This window comes from Neobacillus sp. YIM B06451 (assembly GCF_032667185.1).
In the GTDB taxonomy this organism is placed as follows: Bacteria; Bacillota; Bacilli; order Bacillales; family Cytobacillaceae; genus Bacillus_D.
Window position 1 is genome coordinate 146,845 of record NZ_JAVFKJ010000003.1, and the last position, 17,002, is coordinate 163,846.

At 44.3% G+C, this 17,002-nt stretch carries 19 protein-coding genes and 1 riboswitch; of the genes, 18 read left to right on the forward strand and 1 reads right to left on the reverse strand.

The annotated features are described in order from the left end of the window. The first annotated feature begins 137 nt into the window (after nucleotides 1-137). A riboswitch (FMN riboswitch) is annotated at nucleotides 138-272 on the forward strand. 157 nt (nucleotides 273-429) lie between these two features. Beyond that, nucleotides 430-1,002, forward strand: coding sequence for an ECF transporter S component (locus RB160_RS08205; protein ID WP_316569759.1), 573 nt, complete (start codon nucleotides 430-432; stop codon nucleotides 1,000-1,002). 113 nt (nucleotides 1,003-1,115) lie between these two features. On the opposite strand, the gene RB160_RS08210 is transcribed toward RB160_RS08205, so the two are convergent. Further along, nucleotides 1,116-1,364: a ferredoxin gene (locus tag RB160_RS08210; protein ID WP_053366992.1), complete on the reverse strand. Its 249-nt coding sequence runs from the start codon at nucleotides 1,362-1,364 to the stop codon at nucleotides 1,116-1,118. A gap of 244 nt (nucleotides 1,365-1,608) precedes the next feature. On the opposite strand from RB160_RS08210, the gene RB160_RS08215 reads away from it, so the two are divergent. The 17 genes from RB160_RS08215 (at nucleotide 1,609) to RB160_RS08295 (ending at nucleotide 16,874) form a co-directional block, all read left to right on the forward strand. Beyond that, nucleotides 1,609-2,685 (forward strand): YpbB family protein, encoded by a 1,077-nt coding sequence (locus RB160_RS08215; protein ID WP_316569760.1) that lies wholly within the window; start codon nucleotides 1,609-1,611, stop codon nucleotides 2,683-2,685. Nucleotides 2,686-2,687: 2 nt separating this feature from the next. Next, on the forward strand, nucleotides 2,688-4,187 hold the full coding sequence (locus tag RB160_RS08220) for a RecQ family ATP-dependent DNA helicase (protein WP_316569761.1): 1,500 nt from the start codon (nucleotides 2,688-2,690) through the stop codon (nucleotides 4,185-4,187). After that, the gene (locus tag RB160_RS08225; protein ID WP_316569762.1) at nucleotides 4,177-4,761 is read left to right on the forward strand and encodes a CPBP family intramembrane glutamic endopeptidase; all 585 of its coding nucleotides are present in this window, start codon (nucleotides 4,177-4,179) and stop codon (nucleotides 4,759-4,761) included. The genes RB160_RS08220 and RB160_RS08225 overlap by 11 nt, the downstream gene beginning before the upstream one ends. A 1-nt stretch (nucleotide 4,762) precedes the next feature. After that, nucleotides 4,763-5,473, forward strand: coding sequence for a LysM peptidoglycan-binding domain-containing protein (locus RB160_RS08230; RefSeq protein WP_316569763.1), 711 nt, complete (start codon nucleotides 4,763-4,765; stop codon nucleotides 5,471-5,473). A 185-nt stretch (nucleotides 5,474-5,658) separates the two neighbouring features. Beyond that, the gene (locus RB160_RS08235) at nucleotides 5,659-6,117 is read left to right on the forward strand and encodes a YpbF family protein (protein WP_316569764.1); all 459 of its coding nucleotides are present in this window, start codon (nucleotides 5,659-5,661) and stop codon (nucleotides 6,115-6,117) included. 262 nt (nucleotides 6,118-6,379) lie between these two features. Further along, a complete protein-coding gene (locus RB160_RS08240; RefSeq protein WP_316569765.1) occupies nucleotides 6,380-7,015 on the forward strand; it encodes a CBS domain-containing protein in 636 nt (211 codons plus the stop codon). Between the two features lie 54 nt (nucleotides 7,016-7,069). Then, a complete protein-coding gene (locus RB160_RS08245) occupies nucleotides 7,070-7,435 on the forward strand; it encodes a hypothetical protein (RefSeq protein WP_316569766.1) in 366 nt (121 codons plus the stop codon). A gap of 82 nt (nucleotides 7,436-7,517) precedes the next feature. After that, nucleotides 7,518-8,249, forward strand: coding sequence for a metallophosphoesterase (locus tag RB160_RS08250; protein ID WP_316570041.1), 732 nt, complete (start codon nucleotides 7,518-7,520; stop codon nucleotides 8,247-8,249). A gap of 61 nt (nucleotides 8,250-8,310) precedes the next feature. Beyond that, a complete protein-coding gene (locus RB160_RS08255) occupies nucleotides 8,311-9,237 on the forward strand; it encodes a MerR family transcriptional regulator (RefSeq protein ID WP_316569767.1) in 927 nt (308 codons plus the stop codon). Nucleotides 9,238-9,338: 101 nt separating this feature from the next. Next, complete coding sequence (locus RB160_RS08260; RefSeq protein WP_316569768.1) at nucleotides 9,339-9,914, forward strand: adaptor protein MecA; 576 nt, start codon at nucleotides 9,339-9,341, stop codon at nucleotides 9,912-9,914. Nucleotides 9,915-10,226: 312 nt separating this feature from the next. Beyond that, entirely contained in the window at nucleotides 10,227-11,501 is a 1,275-nt protein-coding gene (locus RB160_RS08265; RefSeq protein WP_316569769.1) for a Glu/Leu/Phe/Val family dehydrogenase, read from the forward strand. A gap of 107 nt (nucleotides 11,502-11,608) precedes the next feature. Continuing rightward, nucleotides 11,609-12,577: a YpdA family putative bacillithiol disulfide reductase gene (locus RB160_RS08270; RefSeq protein WP_316569770.1), complete on the forward strand. Its 969-nt coding sequence runs from the start codon at nucleotides 11,609-11,611 to the stop codon at nucleotides 12,575-12,577. Between the two features lie 48 nt (nucleotides 12,578-12,625). Continuing rightward, the gene (locus tag RB160_RS08275; protein WP_316569771.1) at nucleotides 12,626-13,582 is read left to right on the forward strand and encodes an asparaginase; all 957 of its coding nucleotides are present in this window, start codon (nucleotides 12,626-12,628) and stop codon (nucleotides 13,580-13,582) included. A gap of 109 nt (nucleotides 13,583-13,691) precedes the next feature. Further along, nucleotides 13,692-14,384: a glutamic-type intramembrane protease PrsW gene (prsW, locus tag RB160_RS08280; protein ID WP_316569772.1), complete on the forward strand. Its 693-nt coding sequence runs from the start codon at nucleotides 13,692-13,694 to the stop codon at nucleotides 14,382-14,384. Between the two features lie 196 nt (nucleotides 14,385-14,580). Continuing rightward, the gene (gene sleB, locus RB160_RS08285; RefSeq protein ID WP_316570042.1) at nucleotides 14,581-15,282 is read left to right on the forward strand and encodes a spore cortex-lytic enzyme; all 702 of its coding nucleotides are present in this window, start codon (nucleotides 14,581-14,583) and stop codon (nucleotides 15,280-15,282) included. 13 nt (nucleotides 15,283-15,295) lie between these two features. Next, nucleotides 15,296-16,645 carry a germination protein YpeB gene (gene ypeB / locus RB160_RS08290; protein WP_316569773.1) on the forward strand — a complete coding sequence of 450 codons (1,350 nt, stop codon included), beginning with the start codon at nucleotides 15,296-15,298 and terminating at the stop codon, nucleotides 16,643-16,645. 49 nt (nucleotides 16,646-16,694) lie between these two features. Continuing rightward, on the forward strand, nucleotides 16,695-16,874 hold the full coding sequence (locus RB160_RS08295) for a YpfB family protein (protein ID WP_316569774.1): 180 nt from the start codon (nucleotides 16,695-16,697) through the stop codon (nucleotides 16,872-16,874). Nucleotides 16,875-17,002: the final 128 nt, after the last annotated feature.

Below are 17,002 nucleotides of genomic sequence, written 5' to 3' on the forward strand. Positions count from 1 at the left end.
TAGCTATGTGAAAGGTTGAATGATTTGATATCTGAATAAAGGGAAAAACAGAAACTGGATGTTCACAAATTCAACACAGGTAATATTGTTTCAAAAATAGGGGGTTTTTAGTATAATATATTTGTAAACTAAATATTGTCTATCTTCGGGGCTGGGTGAAATTCCCGACCGGCGGTGATGAGCTTATGCTTTAGCCCGCGAGCCGCTTTTTTGTGGCAGGATTTGGTGAGATTCCAAAGCCGACAGTATAGTCTGGATGGGAGAAGATGGAGGTTCCGCAAGCGTTCAAAAAATGATATTTTGAACGTTTATTGAGCATGCCTCTGCAAAAGTCTCCCTCAAGCTGCCGGGCTTGGGGGTTTTCTTTGCGATGGATTGCTCATGCTGAATCTTTCTTCTTTGGTGATGGACACACAAGGAGAGAGGAAAATGAAAAAACTTACTTTGAAGGCTATGGTGGCAATCGGAATGCTAAGCAGTATATCGTATATCCTTATGCTGTTGAATTTCCCGCTGCCTCTGTTCCCTAATTTCCTGCTGATTGATTTCAGCGACATCCCGGCATTGATCGCGGCATTGGCGTTTGGGCCAGTTGCGGGAATATTGGTTGAACTGATTAAAAACTTGCTTGACTATTTCATGACAGGAAGCCAGACAGGGGTCCCTGTTGGCCACATTGCGAATTTTCTTGCTGGTACCCTTTTTATCCTGCCAACCTATTTTGTTTATAACCGAATCAAAACAAAAAAGGGTTTATCAATCGCTCTTGTTGCGGGAACTGTAACAATGGCCATTCTTATGAGCCTCCTGAATTATTACATTATCCTTCCCGCGTACACGATGTTCCTGAACGCGCCAGCGATGGCGGATTCAGAGGCACGAAAGCTCATTGTTATGGCGATATTGCCTTTTAATATCCTGAAGGGTGTCATTGTTTCATTGTTATTCGTCCCCTTGTATGTAAGGATGAATGTGTGGATCAACAGGCAGGCATCCATTTAATACAAATAACCACAATTTATTAAGGCAGCGGCGATAGCCGTTGTCTTTTTGCGTGGGAAAAATAAAAAATAAAAAATCCCCACCGGAATGGCGGGGATATGTAAATGTGAACATTATTCGAACTTTGTTGGATTACCGTCGAATGGTTCGTCTGCCACCTTGATGGAATCAGTCGGGCAGCCTTCAAAAGCGTCCATCATGTCGTCAATCAGGACATCCGGAATTTCGACGATACCTTCGTTGTCATCCAGTGTTACATACGCAATGCCCTCATCATCATAATCATAAATGTCTGGTGCCGCAGCGCCGCAGGCTCCGCAAGCGATGCAAGTTTCTTTGTCTACAATCGTATACTTTGGCATGAAAAAAACCCTCCCGTTGGTTTGAACAAATATTTACCTCATAATCTGGAAACGCATACTGCATATCTATTGTAAAAAAGAAATGGAAACTTTTCAATAGATATTACATTGATAATGTTTTTCAGTAGCGCCGGCTTTCGATAGTATTCCCTAAATTCAGCCGGTGTCCGACACACTTTCATGGTAAAATGAAGTGAACCTGCCATTGGTTGAAAATAAATAAACGGGAATAATGGTGAGTAATATGCGAGATGTCGATGAAAAGCCTGGCATTCTATATTTCGATGTGGTCATTCTATATTGCCTTTGGCAATTGAGAGGCGAACGTACGATTTATTCGATATACCATTTGCTTAAAGGTAAAAAATCCTCCCAAACTATTCAGGATGCACATTTGTTTTCCCTAACCTCATTATTCATGGCCCATGAAAACATTACAAGGGAAACTATTGAGGAATCGATTAAAACACTGAATGGCCAAGGGCTTATCCATGAAATAATTGAACAGCGTTATATCCTTACTGATAAAGGCAATGAATGCCTGGAAGCGCAACTGGCAATAAACCCGCTGCCCCAGGATTTGCAGGGGTGGAAATATCACTTGGAAGCCGGGTATTTGTGGGAAAGGCTCTCGCTCCTCGTCCAGGTGTGCTCCTATATCTCAAGGAAAGAAACACGTTATGTTCCAATCCAAAAAAAACGCCGGACCCAGCAATGGATAAAAAGCTTTTTTGGCGGTATGCCGCCTGGACAGAGAACCGAGCTTCCCGGCGTATTATTTAAAGAGCTTTCAACCGTACTCGAGGATAATCAAAATATAAATCCTGACATCCTTGTCCTAAGGCTGACAGGATTTCGATCGGCAGGCCTGACTCCGCAGCAAGCCGCAATGGAGCTAGGGTTGGACGAGTTCCGCTTTCACTTGGAATTCCTAGCCATCCTCCATTACATATGCAAAAAAGCGGGCTCGCAAACAGGTGAATTTCCTCTCCTGAACCATTTGCGGTCGGTTGAGGGAGCTGGCACATCGTTGACGCTTACATCCAGGCAAACTTTAAAGCTCTTAAATAAGGGATTGCCAATCGATTCAATTGCGGCGGCCAGGGGATTAAAGAGAAGCACGATCGAGGACCATATTGTCGAGATTGCATTGAATGTCGGCGGTTTTTCAATTGATCCATACGTAACGTTTGAAGAACAGGATAGGATTATCAACTTGGCGAAACATTCATCCACACGGCAGCTTAAGGAATTAAAGGACTTATCGGGAGGAATCTCCTATTTTAAAATACGGCTTGTATTAGCAAAGCTTGGTGAATAAAAATGATTGAACAAACCCTTTATCGTTATTTTGGATATACCTCCTTCCGTCCCGGCCAAAAGGAAGTGGTCATGTCGCTGTTGAACGGCGTTGACACACTTGCCATGCTCCCGACAGGAACCGGTAAATCACTCTGTTTCCAGCTGCCGGGCTACATCTTTGAAGGGGTAGTCGTTATCGTTTCACCGCTTCTCTCACTTATGCAGGACCAGGTCGAACAGATGATGAAAAGGGGGGAAAAGCGAGTCTTGGCGCTGAATTCCTTTCTATCACCCCTTGAAAAAAGGCAGGCCCTCGCATCGCTCCATCGCTATAAATTTATTTTTCTCTCACCGGAGATGCTTGGTTTTCCTCATATTATCGAGAGATTCAAAGAGATTCCCGTCTCCTTGCTTGCGATTGATGAAGCCCATTGCATTTCGCAATGGGGCTATGACTTCAGGCCGGACTATTTAAGGATTGGAACCTTCCGTGAAAGCATGGGCAATCCCTTGACCCTTGCCTTAACCGCGACGGCCACTCCGGAAGTAAGGGATGATATAGCCAATAAGCTGGGGATTGAACGGGGCTCTAGGATCGAAACGAGCATAGATCGGCCAAATATTTCTTTCCACATTGAAAAACTCACTAGCCCTTCTGAAAAAAACGACAGGGCCCTATACTGGGTAAAGGAATTGAAGCAGCCCGGCATCGTATACTTTTCCAGCAAAAAAGCCGCTGAACAAACCGCAGCCTATTTCAGGAATATGGGCATCGCAAAGGCGATGGCTTATCATGGCGGCATGGATATGGAACAAAGAGTCTTAATCCAGCAGCAGTTCATTAACGGACAGCTCGATGTCATTTGTGCTACGAGCGCATTCGGGATGGGAATTGACAAGGAAAATGTTCGCTATGTCATTCACTATCATATGCCAATGCAAATAGAATCCTATCTTCAGGAAATTGGCAGGGCTGGAAGGGATGGACAGCCTTCTACCGCAATCTTCCTATATTCTGAAGGCGATGAACAGCTTCAATACTATCTGGCTGAAGGCGAGCTGCCCACAAAAGGGCAATTGGATATATTCTTTTCGTCCCTTGGCGGGTCATCGCCAGAATTTAGCAGCTTAAAGGAAATGGAACAGGCTGCCTTCACAGCCGGATTATCCGATATTCAATGGCGCTGGCTTGCGGGCTTCCTTGAACAGAAGAATGAGATGCCATTCCTAAAACTTAAAGGTGAGCTGGCCGAGTATATTACAGGAAGGAATTTTGCAAAAATGGAGCATATCCGCCGTATGCGTGAATGGATTGATACGCCTGGCTGCCTTCGAAATTACTTTTTAAAATATTTTCAGGAACCTGAACTAAATCCAGGCCGGGCGAATTGCTGTGATAATTGCAGCCTGGACATGGACATATACAAAAAGGGAGAGGAAGGCATTCCTGTTCAGGGAAAAACCAAAGGCTGGAAGGAAAGGCTCTCTGAACTTTTAATTGGTGAAGCAAATGAAGGATAGACAAAGGCAGTTAATAGGGCAGTTAACCGATCGTGAATTACTTTTCCATTTATATGGGACACAATTGCTTATCCTTGCCATCTCCACTGTTCTCGGGTGGTTATTTTTTGAAAAAGGCCATATTTTGGGCTTGTTTGACTGGCATGATCCGGCCGTTTGGAAGGTTGGGATTCCTGCCGGCCTTGCTGTTGTGATGTTTGACGTTCTCTTGATGAAATTCCTTCCGGACTCGTATTTTGATGATGGCGGGTTGAATGAAAAGATTTTCAGGGGAAGAAGTATTCCTCATATTGCCATTATCGCGGCCATCGTCGCTATAAGTGAAGAAATCCTGTTCCGGGGAATCATTCAGGAAAAGACAGGACTGGTTATTGCAAGTATAATTTTTGCAATCATCCATTATCGTTACCTATTCAACTGGTTTCTGTTTATAAATATTGTGGCGCTCAGCTTTCTGATTGGGTTCCTGTACAGCTGGACCGGAAACCTGGCTGTCACAGTCGCTATGCATTTTACAATTGATTTCCTCCTGGGGATTGTGTTGAAGGTTCAGAAAGATAAGGAGGTTAACTAGTATGAAAAAGAGAGATCCATATCTTGAACAGGTTGAAAAGCACCGGCAAAAAATAGATAGGGTAAAGCCGGAAACCGGTGAGCCAGCCAAGCTGCCGCCAAGGTCAAGGGTCCATCAAAACAGGAAAAAGAAAACGAGACTCAAGCTTAAATATCCGGTTATCCGCCTGTTAGTGCTGTTTTTTGTATTGTTTCCCCTGACTGTTTTCGCTGTAATATCCAATTTGGAAGGAAACAAAACAGCGAACTCAACGGAAAACGGCGGTATTGAAACTGTAGATTTTGAAGATAACGACCAACCCGAACAGGTGGGGACACCGGCTGATGAAGGAGATAATAACAAGGAAGAAGGCATGGGTGAAAAATCCGGACAACTGGAAACTCCTAATGATGGAGAAGATAATGGGGATGGCCAGGATCGAGCGGAAAATAACGCTTCTTCCGGAGGGAATGCTTCTTCTGAAAAAACGCCTGTGCCAGGAAAGGATTCAAGTAATTCTGAAGGCCCAAGTGCGGGGGAAGGAAAGAGCCAGAAAACCGGAACTTCAGTAGGAAATGTGAAATACCATACCGTCAAGCCTGGAGAAACGTTATTCAGAATTGCTATGATGTACTACAATTCTAAGGATGGAATCGTAAAAATCAGGGAAGCAAATGGCATTGTCGGAAATGAAATCAAAGTGGGCCAATCTTTGAAAATACCGTTAAACTAAACAGCCGCCCAAGCGGCTGTTTTTTCGTCTTAAAGTTGGCAAGTCGCCACTGATAAAAGGTACCTTTAGCTCTCGGGATTCTTTCGAACGCATACTGCTTGGGACAGGCACATACATTGTAGTAGGTTCTTCCGTAACAAGAACCGAAATTGCAGTGGCCAAAACCAGGGAATGGGAGATGAAGGATGGAGAACTCAATCAAAATGCTCGACCATCGGACTGATAATGCCACAAGGCAAATGCTCGAAAATGTAGTGAAGAGGAAAAGGAAATTTGAAAAAGCGAAATCGAGGCACCACATGGCCATTTTCGCTACCATTGCAATGGCCTCAGCTTTTTTGGTTTATCTTTATACTGGGGTCATCCAGGAATATTCCTATTCGTTCTATGCAATGTTTTCCGCATTTGTCCGAAAAAGCGCCAGTGTGTACTTTCTCGTTGGGACGGTTTCACTTTACGGATTGATGATAATGTTAAAAGAACAGCGTGATAAAAAAGAAAAAGAATATCATGACCTTAGATGCGAAATTGTCGACCGAAGCAAAGACCTTTGGAAAAAGGAAGACGAATGGAAATCAAGGCATATAGTCTTTGAAATGATGAAAAGAGAGTTCGATATAAACCTGTATCATGAAAAAAAGTAGGAACAGCCGCTTGGCTGTTTTATTTTTGTCCAAAACGATCCTCTCATCACTCCCGTTCTTAATAAGGATCACCAAAAACTCACCTTGCAGTCCCAAATGGACGGCTTCACGATTAAGGAGGTAAGCTCACGACACACTCTTATCGGCAGTCTTCAAATGCATGAAACAATTTTCTGAGAATGAATTTCGGGCCGAAAAGGGTTTAAAGAAGAAGGTGTTGAAGTATATAGAGGTAAAGATAATTATTTACGGGGTGATTAGGATGTTTGTCAAAAGCATTATGATTCCAAGGTTCAAATGCCAAACGATTCAAGCCGGCAATCGTGTAAAAGACGCGCTTCAACTACTTGAGGAGCAACAAATTGATGGTTTACCCGTTTTGGATGGCGATCAATATGCCGGAATCATTACACGATACAGGATATATGAACAATTTTTTCTTTCAGGCGAGCAAAAGGACAAATTTTTGGAGGAAACTAGAATATCGGAAATCGCAACACATCAGGATGAGTTTCTTGAAGGCGGTGAGATTTTCGAACATACACTAATGAAGCTAAGGAATTTTCCGCTTTTGGCCATTGTCGACAAAGAGATGAAATTTCTTGGCGCCGTCACACGGTATGATGTTCTGGAACAATTCCAAAGCGCATTCGGGATGAATCAGCCGGGAGTCAGGATAGCCTTTACTTCAGTTGAGACAGAAGGAAGGATAGCCCGATTGGCTGAAATCGCGCATCAATTCCATGAACATATCATTTCACTGGTAACCTTTGACGAAACCGATAAATTGGTGAGAAGGATTGTCATGAAGGTTGAAAAAAAAGATAATATTGACAAGTTCATTAAAAAGTTGGAGGAACACGGTTTCAGGATTTTAAATATCCACGAAGATGCTTAGCGCTATGCAAGTTGCAGGATGGCCCCTCATACGTTGGTATGGGGGGGTTTTTCTATGATTGCTGCATTCCTACAGTTGTCTGCATCGTTTATTGGCGGGTACCTTTTCATCGAATGGGTTGAGATAGGGAGCCCGTTTTATGCGCATGTTTTCGTAATGGGCCTCATCCTAAGCCCCGTCGAATTTCTCGCGGCCGCAATTGCATTCTTTTCAGTTCTTACGGCAAATTGGTTGTTGTTAAAGCCATTCCTGACCAGAAATGGCTCGAAAAGGGATAAGAAGAAATATTCCCTTCCTGCCTTTACCGGCATACTTGGCATTTTTCTTGTTTTTGCCGTTCTGTTTGTTTTATCCCCAGTGCATACGGTAGTTCTCTTCGGCTCCAGCCTCGTTTATGGTATTATTTCAATGTACGCATAGAATTTCTGGAGGGAGCTGAAGGGAATTGGCATTATACGCGTTAGCGGCGACCGCGGCTGCAGGAGTCTTCCTCCTTCTGTATATGGCTAGCCTGGCATTCGGCAATCATGTTGCAAAACAAGAACTGAAATTTGGAGATTTTCCGAAATCGTTTGGCACATTAACAATTTTTTTCATATCAGATATCCATCGAAGGCGGATCGCGGATTCAATTGTGTCCGAGGCGAAAGGGAAGGCCGATATCGTCATTATTGGCGGGGACTTGATGGAAAAAGGCGTTCCGCTTGACCGGGTCAAATCAAACATCGAGAAGCTCCGGACCATTGGCCCTGTTTATTTTGTATGGGGCAATAATGATTATGAAAGCAACTATCGGGACCTTGATGCGATGTTGCTCGATATGAAGGTAAAAATCCTAGATAACACCGCCGTGATGTTTGAATCCTCGGAAGGTGAGAAGGTTGCGCTGCTTGGGGTGGACGACGCGGGCCTTAAAAAGGACAGGCTTGATTTCGCTTTGATGGACGCTGAACGAGGTTGTTTTACAATTCTTGCGAGCCATAACCCAAAAATTATCGATAAAATAAAGCCGGAAGATGGCATTTCATTTTTGCTTAGCGGGCATACGCATGGGGGACAAATTCGGATTTTTGGGCTCGGCCCGTATAGAAAAGGCGGAATTGATACAGTTGGTGGTGTTGTAAGGCTTATAAGCAACGGATATGGAACAACAGGCGTCCCGCTAAGGCTGGGGGTCCGTCCAGAATGCCATCTAATCACTTTAAAGCATGGCAGGAAGGAAAAGAAATCTTAAATAAGGTTTCTCAAAATTGCCGAAGAAGATTTTCGATTTGGTGTGAACGGGGGAGTATGAATTGCCAGTAAGGGATGGGAAATACAATATTAAAGCCGTTTCAAAACTTCTTGGGATTCAGCCTGGCACACTTAGAGCGTGGGAAAGGCGATATGGAATGATTTCTCCAGGAAGAAGCGCATCGGGACACCGCCTCTATTCGGAAAGCCAGGTTGAGCTTTTGCGGGAAATAAAAGCGATGATTGGCCAGGGATTTACAGTCGGCCAGGCTGTGGCTCATCTTGGGCAGCAGCCGGTAGCCCAAAGGATAGGCAAACGTCCCGGCGGCCAGTTGGAGGAATATAGAAATAATTTGTTGGACGCATTTCGTATTTTTGATGATAGGAGTGCCCACCGGACCATTGATGCCTGCTTAAGCGAATATACTTTTGAAACCTGCCTGTCCAATATCTTTCACCCACTTTTATTGGATATGGAAGGGGCTTTGCGAAAGGGAAGCCTGAACAATGCTTGCTTCCTTTTCGGAAGGGCTCTTATTCGTTCAAGGATCGAGAGAATGGCACTGGTGGCAAGCGGCAACAGGTTAATGCCGATAGTACTGCTTTTATGCGCTCCGGGTGAACAAAATGACGTGTGTTTATTGATGCTCGCCGCTTTTCTAAGGTTGAAAGGGTTTATGGTGATCTATTTGGGCCCCGGCATTGCCGAGGATGAAATCGACGGAGCGTTAACGGAAACAGACCCCCGCATTGTCGTTTTTTCCTGCGAGACAGAAAGCGGCGCCGAAAGGATCTTAGACCTGTCATATGGTTGGGAAGAATTGGTTCCTGGAATTATGATAGGGGCTATAGGGGATGGGTTCCGAAATACCGCGGACCAAAATACTGATAATTCCGTTCTTCCGCTTTATCTTGGCGAAACTCCGGGAGAATGGGAAGAATGGCTAAATGAACGGCTGGAAATGTTAAAGGGGGATATCAAAAACTGAGTGCACTACAACCCCAGTTATTGTTAATCCCCGATAAACCATTCACCAACCACCTGCGCTGACATAAACTGAAATAAGAGTTCATGGCAGGGGGCGGGAGCATGCGTCTTGAACGTTTAACATCGAATAAAATAAAGATTTTTATCACTTCGGATGACCTTTTCGAAAGAGGCTTGTCCAAGGATGATATATTGAAGGATACATTAAAATGGCGGCAGCTATTTCAGGATTTGCTTGACGAAGCCAGCCTGGAATTGGATCTTGACATCCAGGGTGCCGTCGCAGTCGAAGTATTTTCGCTCCAGGCCCAGGGTATGGTTATGATTATTACGGTTAATGGGAATGTGGAAGAAGAATATCTATATGACGGGTTTATTGAAATGCAAGTAACAGTAGAGGGATATGAGAAATTTCTGTTTGAGTTCGAAGGGATTGAAGAAGTCATTCAACTTGCAAGACGGCTTTCATTGCTATCCGCTGGAGGCGGCAGCCTGTATTCCATGAGGGGTAAATACTATTTGCTGTTTGATGTGTCCCCCAATGACGCTGAACGGCACGCTTCGATAATGGCCGAATATGGGAACGCTTCTATTCTTAGCCCTCATTTTCTTGAGGAATACGGAAACCCGATTATGAAGGAAAATGCGGTGGAAACAATTCTTAAGTATTTTCGATAGGCGGCAACCTGTTTTGGGCCGGCTATTTTTTTTGCAGTTTTGTCTTTTGGAAGTATAGGTTGAAAACACCGATCTATAAATATTCATAAATTAGTCATTTTTAAGAGATTGATATCGGCTTTTCACGGAACTATGAATCTATCCCGCGAAACTGCTGTGATTGCTTGTATCTACAGCTTTATAGCGCTTTCAATCCTCCTGTTAAACAAGGCCGAAATACCTTTTTTAGTCCTTGCAATAATTGACTAAACGTGTATACTATGTCATGAAAGCCAAGAACTTTCGAGCAGTGATATCTTAGGAGGTTTACAAATGGCAGCGGGGAATGGTAATGAAAGCATTAATCTTGAAAAGCATGATGTACTGAAATCAACGCAAACGGTAATCCACAAAGCGTTGGAAAAACTGGGTTACCCAGAAGAGGTATTCGAGCTTTTAAAAGAGCCTATCAGAATGATGACAGTTAAGATTCCGGTTCGCATGGATGATGGCTCTACTAAAATATTTACTGGATACAGGGCTCAGCATAACGACGCGGTTGGCCCTACTAAGGGAGGAATCCGTTTCCATCCGAATGTAACAGAGAAAGAAGTAAAAGCCCTTTCAATTTGGATGAGCCTTAAATGTGGAATTGTCGACCTTCCATACGGTGGGGGCAAGGGTGGAATCATCTGTGATCCCCGTGTCATGTCATTCAGGGAACTTGAAAGATTGAGCCGTGGTTATGTAAGAGCCATTAGCCAAATCGTTGGCCCAACAAAGGATATCCCTGCACCGGATGTATTTACGAACTCACAAATCATGGCTTGGATGATGGATGAATATAGCCGTATAGACGAATTCAACTCTCCGGGATTCATAACCGGGAAGCCGATTGTGCTTGGGGGCTCCCACGGACGGGAATCTGCAACAGCCAAGGGTGTAACAATCTGCATCCGCGAGGCGGCCAAAAAGAGAGGGATTGACCTTGTCGGCGCAAGGGTTGTTGTCCAGGGATTTGGAAATGCGGGAAGTTTTCTATCGAAGTTCATGCATGATGCCGGGGCAAAAATCATTGGTATCTCTGATGCTTACGGTGCCCTTTATGACCCAAATGGTCTAGATATTGATTATTTGCTTGATCGCCGCGACAGCTTTGGTACCGTTACAAAGCTTTTCAATAATACAATCACAAACAAGGAATTGCTTGAGCTTGACTGTGATATTTTGGTTCCGGCAGCAATCGAGAACCAGATTACCGACGAAAACGCTCACAATATTCGCGCAAGCATCGTGGTTGAGGCAGCAAACGGCCCAACCACCCTGGAAGCTACAGAAATCCTTACAGAGCGTGGGATTCTTCTCGTACCTGACGTCCTTGCTTCCGCTGGTGGGGTAACTGTTTCCTACTTCGAGTGGGTCCAGAATAACCAGGGTTATTACTGGTCTGAAGAAGAAATTGAAGAGAAATTGGAAAAGGTAATGGTCAAGTCGTTTGAAAACATTTATGAGACCTCCCAAAACCGCAGGGTGGACATGCGCCTAGCGGCATATATGGTCGGTGTGAGGAAAATGGCCGAAGCGAGCCGATTCAGGGGTTGGATTTAATCCCTGGCCACTGGCTGATTCCTCAACATTGAAACTTGCCTGGAAATCTCCTATCATAATATGATGGGAGATTTTTTATTTCGTGATAATTGATTGGAGTGACCACCATGAATAAAGAAGACGTAATTATCATCGGGGGAGGGCCCTGTGGTCTGGCAGCCGCAATATCGTTAAAAGAAACAGGAAAAAACCCTTTGATTATAGAAAAAGGAAATATCGTAAATTCCATTTATAACTATCCAACCCACCAAACCTTCTTCAGTACAAGCGAGAAGCTTGAAATCGGGGACGTCCCTTTCATTACAGAGAATTATAAACCGGTGCGCCTTCAGGCACTCGTGTATTACCGGGAAGTTGTTAAAAGGAAGGGGCTCAGAATCCATTCCTTCGAAAAAGTAGAAAAAATTGTTCCATCAGGGGATTACTATATTGTTGAAACAACCAAAACAACTTATGAAACACCTTATGTCATAATCGCAACAGGCTATTATGACAACCCGAATATGATTGGGATCCCGGGAGAGAATCTCCCTAAAGTATTCCATTATTTTAAAGAGGGGCATCCCTATTTTGATATGGATGTTTGTGTGATTGGAGGCAAGAACTCCAGTGTTGACGCGGCGATCGAACTAAATAAAGCCGGTGCAAGGGTTACAGTCCTGTATCGGGGGAGTTCCTATTCGCCAAGCATTAAGCCATGGATTCTCCCTGAATTCGAGTCACTTGTCCGCAATGGTTCAATCCGAATGGAATTTGACGCCTACATTAAGGAAATAACGGAGGATTCGGTCATATATGAGAAGGGGAATGATCTCCATTCAATCCGCAATGATTTTGTTTTTGCAATGACCGGCTACCGCCCGGACCATGGCTTCTTGAGAAGCATTGGAGTCGCTATCGATCCTGAAACCGGAAGGCCACATTTTAATCCAGAAACAATGGAGACAAATATTCGGGGAATATTTATTGCAGGAGTTATTGCTGCTGGAAACAATGCGAATGAAATATTCATTGAAAATGGACGGTTCCACGGCGGAGTTATTGCAGAGGAGATTTCCCGGAGAGATCAGCGTTAATGTTTTTTCTAGCATACTTTTAAAAAATTTAGAACGCAGGGTGATGGGATGAGAAAGGTAGTTTTGTTAACAACAGGTGGTACGATTGCAAGCAAACCGAATAAAACATCCGGTAAGCTAGCATCTGGGGAATTGACCGGCGAAGAACTCGTGGAAATGTGCAACCTGCCGGAAGATATTGAGGTGGTTGTGGAGTCCGTCTTCCAAAAGGCAAGCATGCATATCACCTTTAGGGACCTCGTTTATTTAAAGGATAAGATTGAGCATTACTTTAAGGATGAATCAGTTGCAGGGGTAGTCGTTACACATGGTACGGATACACTTGAAGAAACTGCTTATTTTCTTGACTTGACCGTGGACGACAGCCGCCCAGTGGTCGTGACCGGATCCCAGCGTTCCCCGGAAGATTTGGGCAGCGATGTCTTCATTAATTTACGGCATGCCATCTATTCGGCCTGCTCGCCCGATTTGTCAGATGTCGGGACAGTTGTCGTATTCAATGAAAGGATATTCGCTGCACGGTATGTGAAAAAAGAGCATGCTTCCAATATACAGGGCTTCAACTCATTCGGTTTCGGCTATTTAGGAATCATTGATAACGATGAGGTATTCATTTACCAGAAACCATTAAAAAGGGAGGTTTATAAACTATTGGATGGCATCCCCCGGATTGACATCGTTAAATGTTATATCGGCGGCGACGGCACATTTATCAAGGCTGCAAGAGAGAGCGGCGCTAAAGGGATAGTCCTTGAAGGGGTCGGAAGAGGCCAGGTAGCCCCGCTAATGATGGATGAAATTGAAAAGGCAATTGATTCCGGCATTATCGTTGTCATTACGACAAGCGCGGAAGAGGGGGCGGTTTATCCTACTTATGATTACAAGGGCAGCGCCTTTGACCTTGTTACCAAGGGGGCTATCCTTGGGAGCGACAATGATTCGAAAAAAGCGCGGATTAAACTGGCTGTAGCACTTGCCAGCGGCGAAACCAAGATTGTATTTTAGGAAAAGAGGATGGGCATTGCTAATAATTCCATTTTCTTTCCGGCTGAGCCGTGGTACCATGAAAGGAAAAGGGGAATGATCCCCGTCCATTTAGAAAAGAGGGCAGTGCATGCTGGTGATCTTTTCTGCCGGGATTGCACCCGGCCTGGCGTTGTTAAGTTACTTTTATTTAAAGGATGAAGTTGAGTCCGAACCTATACCGGTTGTTTTCAGGGCTTTCATGTTCGGGGCCCTGCTGGTTTTTCCGATTATGTTCCTGCAACATGTCCTGCAAACCGAAAATGTCCTGTCTGATGGCTGGACACAGGCTTACATTTCCGCTGGTTTATTCGAGGAGTTTTTTAAGTGGTTTATACTCTATTATGTGATATACCAGCACATCGCTTTTGATGAACCATTCGATGGAATCGTTTATGGCGCTGCTGTTTCCCTTGGATTTGCTTCCGTTGAGAATATTTTTTACCTAATTGGAAATGGGGTTGAGTATGCGATCGGCCGGGCCCTTCTTCCTGTTCCAAGCCATGCCCTTTTCGGTGTAATAATGGGCTACTATATCGGTAAAAGCAAGTTCAGTGAAAAACGAACCTCGAAGTGGATATGGTTTTCACTTTTTATCCCTGTTTTTCTGCATGGCTCGTATGATTATATCCTGATGGCCAAGGAGGATTGGCTGTATTACATCATGCCTTTTATGATTTTCTTATGGTGGCTTGGCCTCCGAAAAGTCAAAAAGGCAAGGGCTGCCAGCGCCGTGCATTTGAAAAAACAATACAATTCGGAAAAGTCTCTTCATACACCATGAAGGGGCTTTTTTATGTTTCGAAAAACAATGAGCTTGCATGATTTTTGGAGCATAGGAAATAGAATCTTTCTTCCATTTTCCAAACCTGCCCTTTTATTGAATAAAACTCCCTTTTAAACAGAAAATAGCCTTAATGGAAAATGAAAAGCATTTGGAGGTATGAATCGTGAAGATAAGAAAGTTATTCCTTGCCCGTCTGTTTATATGTACGCTTATCATTCCAGTGTTTCTATTGAATGCGGAAAAAGCGGAAGCCTTCAGCCCCCAAGTAATCCAGCATGGCGCAGTGGGCCAGGATGTAATAGAGTTGCAATCTCGGCTTAAATTTATCGGTTTTTATACGAAAGAGATTGACGGGGTCTTTGGCTGGAGCACGTATTGGGCGCTTAGGAATTTCCAATACGAATTTGGCCTTCCTGTAGATGGGCTTGCAGGGAGCGACACAAAGGCAAAACTTGTTAAGGCAACTAAGAACATGCCGCGTGGAGGGGCGAAAAAACAGGCATCGGCCAAGCCGAAAGCGGCGAATGTCCCGAATGGCTTTTCGCAAAACGACATTAAACTTATGTCCAACGCGGTCTATGGGGAAGCGAGGGGAGAGCCGTATGAAGGGCAGGTTGCTGTCGCGGCTGTCATTTTGAACAGGCTTGAAAGCTCATCGTTTCCTAACACTGTCTCGGGGGTAATCTTTGAGCCTCTCGCATTCACAGCTGTTGCTGATGGCCAAATCTGGCTTACACCCAATGAAACTGCACGAAAGGCGGTCCTTGACGCGATTAACGGCTGGGACCCAACAGGCAATGCATTGTATTATTTTAATCCTGATACTGCTACAAGCAAGTGGATCTGGTCGAGGCCGCAAATCAAGCGGATCGGAAGGCATATATTCTGTAAATAAGAGGTGAGCGGAAATGGTTAGAAACATCGTTATCGTGCTGCTGGCAATTGGCCTTGCTGGTACGGCCTACTGGGGGTATCAGGAAAGGAAGGAGAAAAACGCAGTCCTTATAAACGCTGAAAACAATTATCAGCAGGCTTTCCATGAATTATCATACAGGGTTGATTTGCTGAATGACAAGCTGGGGACCACCCTTGCGATGAATTCACGCAAATCGCTTTCCCCTTCCCTAGCCGAAGTATGGCGAATCACTTCGGAGGCAAGCCAAAATGTTGGCCAGCTTCCGCTATCGCTCATGCCATTTAACAAGACGGAGGAATTTCTCTCCAATGTCGGTGAATTCAGTTACAGGACCGCCGTGCGGGACCTAGACAAAAAACCTTTGAACGACAAGGAATACAAGGCACTCCAAACCCTTTATAAGCAATCGGCTGATATTCAGGGAGAACTAAGGGAAGTTCAGCATCTGGCACTTAAAAACAATTTACGCTGGATGGATGTTGAGCTTGCCCTTGCTTCAGGAAAAGAGAACTCAGACAATACAATCATTGACGGATTCAAGGTGGTCGAAAAAACCGTTTCCGGGTACGAAGATACTGATTTTGGCCCCGAATTTGTCAGTCTGAAAGAGAAGGACAGCAATTTCAGCAACCTTCCTGGGAAGAAAATAACAAAAGCGCAGGCAGTCGCGACAGCTCGAAAGTATATTGGGTTTGACGGAAAGGCGAAGACGAAAGTATCCGAAAATGGGAAGGGCTCTCGTTATGGTTTTTACACTGTGTCAGCCAAAAACAGCCAAACCGGAATGGAAGCAAGCATGGATATCACAAAAAAAGGAGGCTATCCGGTTTGGTTCCTGAACAACCGTCCGGTTGGCAAACAAAAGATTTCCTTGAATGAGGCCGCTAACAGAGCAGCTGAGTTTCTAAAGGAAAATAACTACCAATCACTCGTTTTGTCCGAGAGTGCGCAATACGATAACCTCGGAGTGTTTACCTTTGTAACAAAGCAGGGAAATGTAAGAATTTATCCAGAATCAATAAAAATAAAAGTTGCTCTCGATAATGGCTTGCCTGTAGGGCTTGCTGCAGACGATTATTTAAAGGCCAGGACTGTCCGGGAACTCAAAAGTCCGGCAATGGATATCAACGAAGCCAGAAAGAAAATAAACCCGAAAGTAAAAATCATGGAAGAGAGGCAGGCAATCATACTGAACGACTTTAACCGCGAAGTATTATGCTTTGAATTCCTGGGAACACTGGGTGACGATACGTACAGGGTTTTCATTAATGCCGCCACGGGAGAAGAGGAAAGGGTGGATAAGATGAAAAATGCGGAGGAAATGTTTGATGACGCAGTCTAGCTGAAATTTCGCCCGCGTATAAACCTTGTGGAATTAGGAGTGGAGTTTTATGAAGTTTGCGGAACGGATTCTTATCAAGGCAGCGGTCGCGCAGTTCATCTTTCTTTTGATTGCCCAAATCTTCATCCACCGATTTGGCATTTTGCCCGAGTTAAAAACAATCACCCAATACGAGGGAACAGGTAAAATGAACCATTCAGACATGCTTGAAGTTTTCCGTGAAAAGTAAGGGCAGGTGATTCCTGCCTTTTTCTATTGCCCGCATTATGCTGCCCGGAAAGATAGCTAACTACTATAAAGGGTTGTTCCGGGTGGTGAGGATTGCCTCGGAAAAAATATCGCATTTTAAAAGAGCAT

What these genes read in the sequence shown, in the direction of transcription:
- RB160_RS08240 (WP_316569765.1), top strand. Translation starts at nt 6,380, where the DNA reads ATGTTTGTCAAAAGCATTATGATTCCAAGGTTCAAATGCCAAACGATT.
- ypeB (WP_316569773.1), top strand. Translation starts at nt 15,296, where the DNA reads ATGGTTAGAAACATCGTTATCGTGCTGCTGGCAATTGGCCTTGCTGGT.
- prsW (WP_316569772.1), top strand. Translation starts at nt 13,692, where the DNA reads ATGCTGGTGATCTTTTCTGCCGGGATTGCACCCGGCCTGGCGTTGTTA.
- RB160_RS08205 (WP_316569759.1), top strand. Translation starts at nt 430, where the DNA reads ATGAAAAAACTTACTTTGAAGGCTATGGTGGCAATCGGAATGCTAAGC.
- RB160_RS08225 (WP_316569762.1), top strand. Translation starts at nt 4,177, where the DNA reads ATGAAGGATAGACAAAGGCAGTTAATAGGGCAGTTAACCGATCGTGAA.
- RB160_RS08260 (WP_316569768.1), top strand. Translation starts at nt 9,339, where the DNA reads ATGCGTCTTGAACGTTTAACATCGAATAAAATAAAGATTTTTATCACT.
- RB160_RS08230 (WP_316569763.1), top strand. Translation starts at nt 4,763, where the DNA reads ATGAAAAAGAGAGATCCATATCTTGAACAGGTTGAAAAGCACCGGCAA.
- RB160_RS08235 (WP_316569764.1), top strand. Translation starts at nt 5,659, where the DNA reads ATGGAGAACTCAATCAAAATGCTCGACCATCGGACTGATAATGCCACA.
- RB160_RS08250 (WP_316570041.1), top strand. Translation starts at nt 7,518, where the DNA reads ATGGCTAGCCTGGCATTCGGCAATCATGTTGCAAAACAAGAACTGAAA.
- RB160_RS08275 (WP_316569771.1), top strand. Translation starts at nt 12,626, where the DNA reads ATGAGAAAGGTAGTTTTGTTAACAACAGGTGGTACGATTGCAAGCAAA.
- RB160_RS08265 (WP_316569769.1), top strand. Translation starts at nt 10,227, where the DNA reads ATGGCAGCGGGGAATGGTAATGAAAGCATTAATCTTGAAAAGCATGAT.
- RB160_RS08245 (WP_316569766.1), top strand. Translation starts at nt 7,070, where the DNA reads ATGATTGCTGCATTCCTACAGTTGTCTGCATCGTTTATTGGCGGGTAC.
- RB160_RS08210 (WP_053366992.1), bottom strand. Translation starts at nt 1,364, where the DNA reads ATGCCAAAGTATACGATTGTAGACAAAGAAACTTGCATCGCTTGCGGA.
- RB160_RS08295 (WP_316569774.1), top strand. Translation starts at nt 16,695, where the DNA reads ATGAAGTTTGCGGAACGGATTCTTATCAAGGCAGCGGTCGCGCAGTTC.
- RB160_RS08220 (WP_316569761.1), top strand. Translation starts at nt 2,688, where the DNA reads ATGATTGAACAAACCCTTTATCGTTATTTTGGATATACCTCCTTCCGT.
- RB160_RS08270 (WP_316569770.1), top strand. Translation starts at nt 11,609, where the DNA reads ATGAATAAAGAAGACGTAATTATCATCGGGGGAGGGCCCTGTGGTCTG.
- RB160_RS08215 (WP_316569760.1), top strand. Translation starts at nt 1,609, where the DNA reads ATGCGAGATGTCGATGAAAAGCCTGGCATTCTATATTTCGATGTGGTC.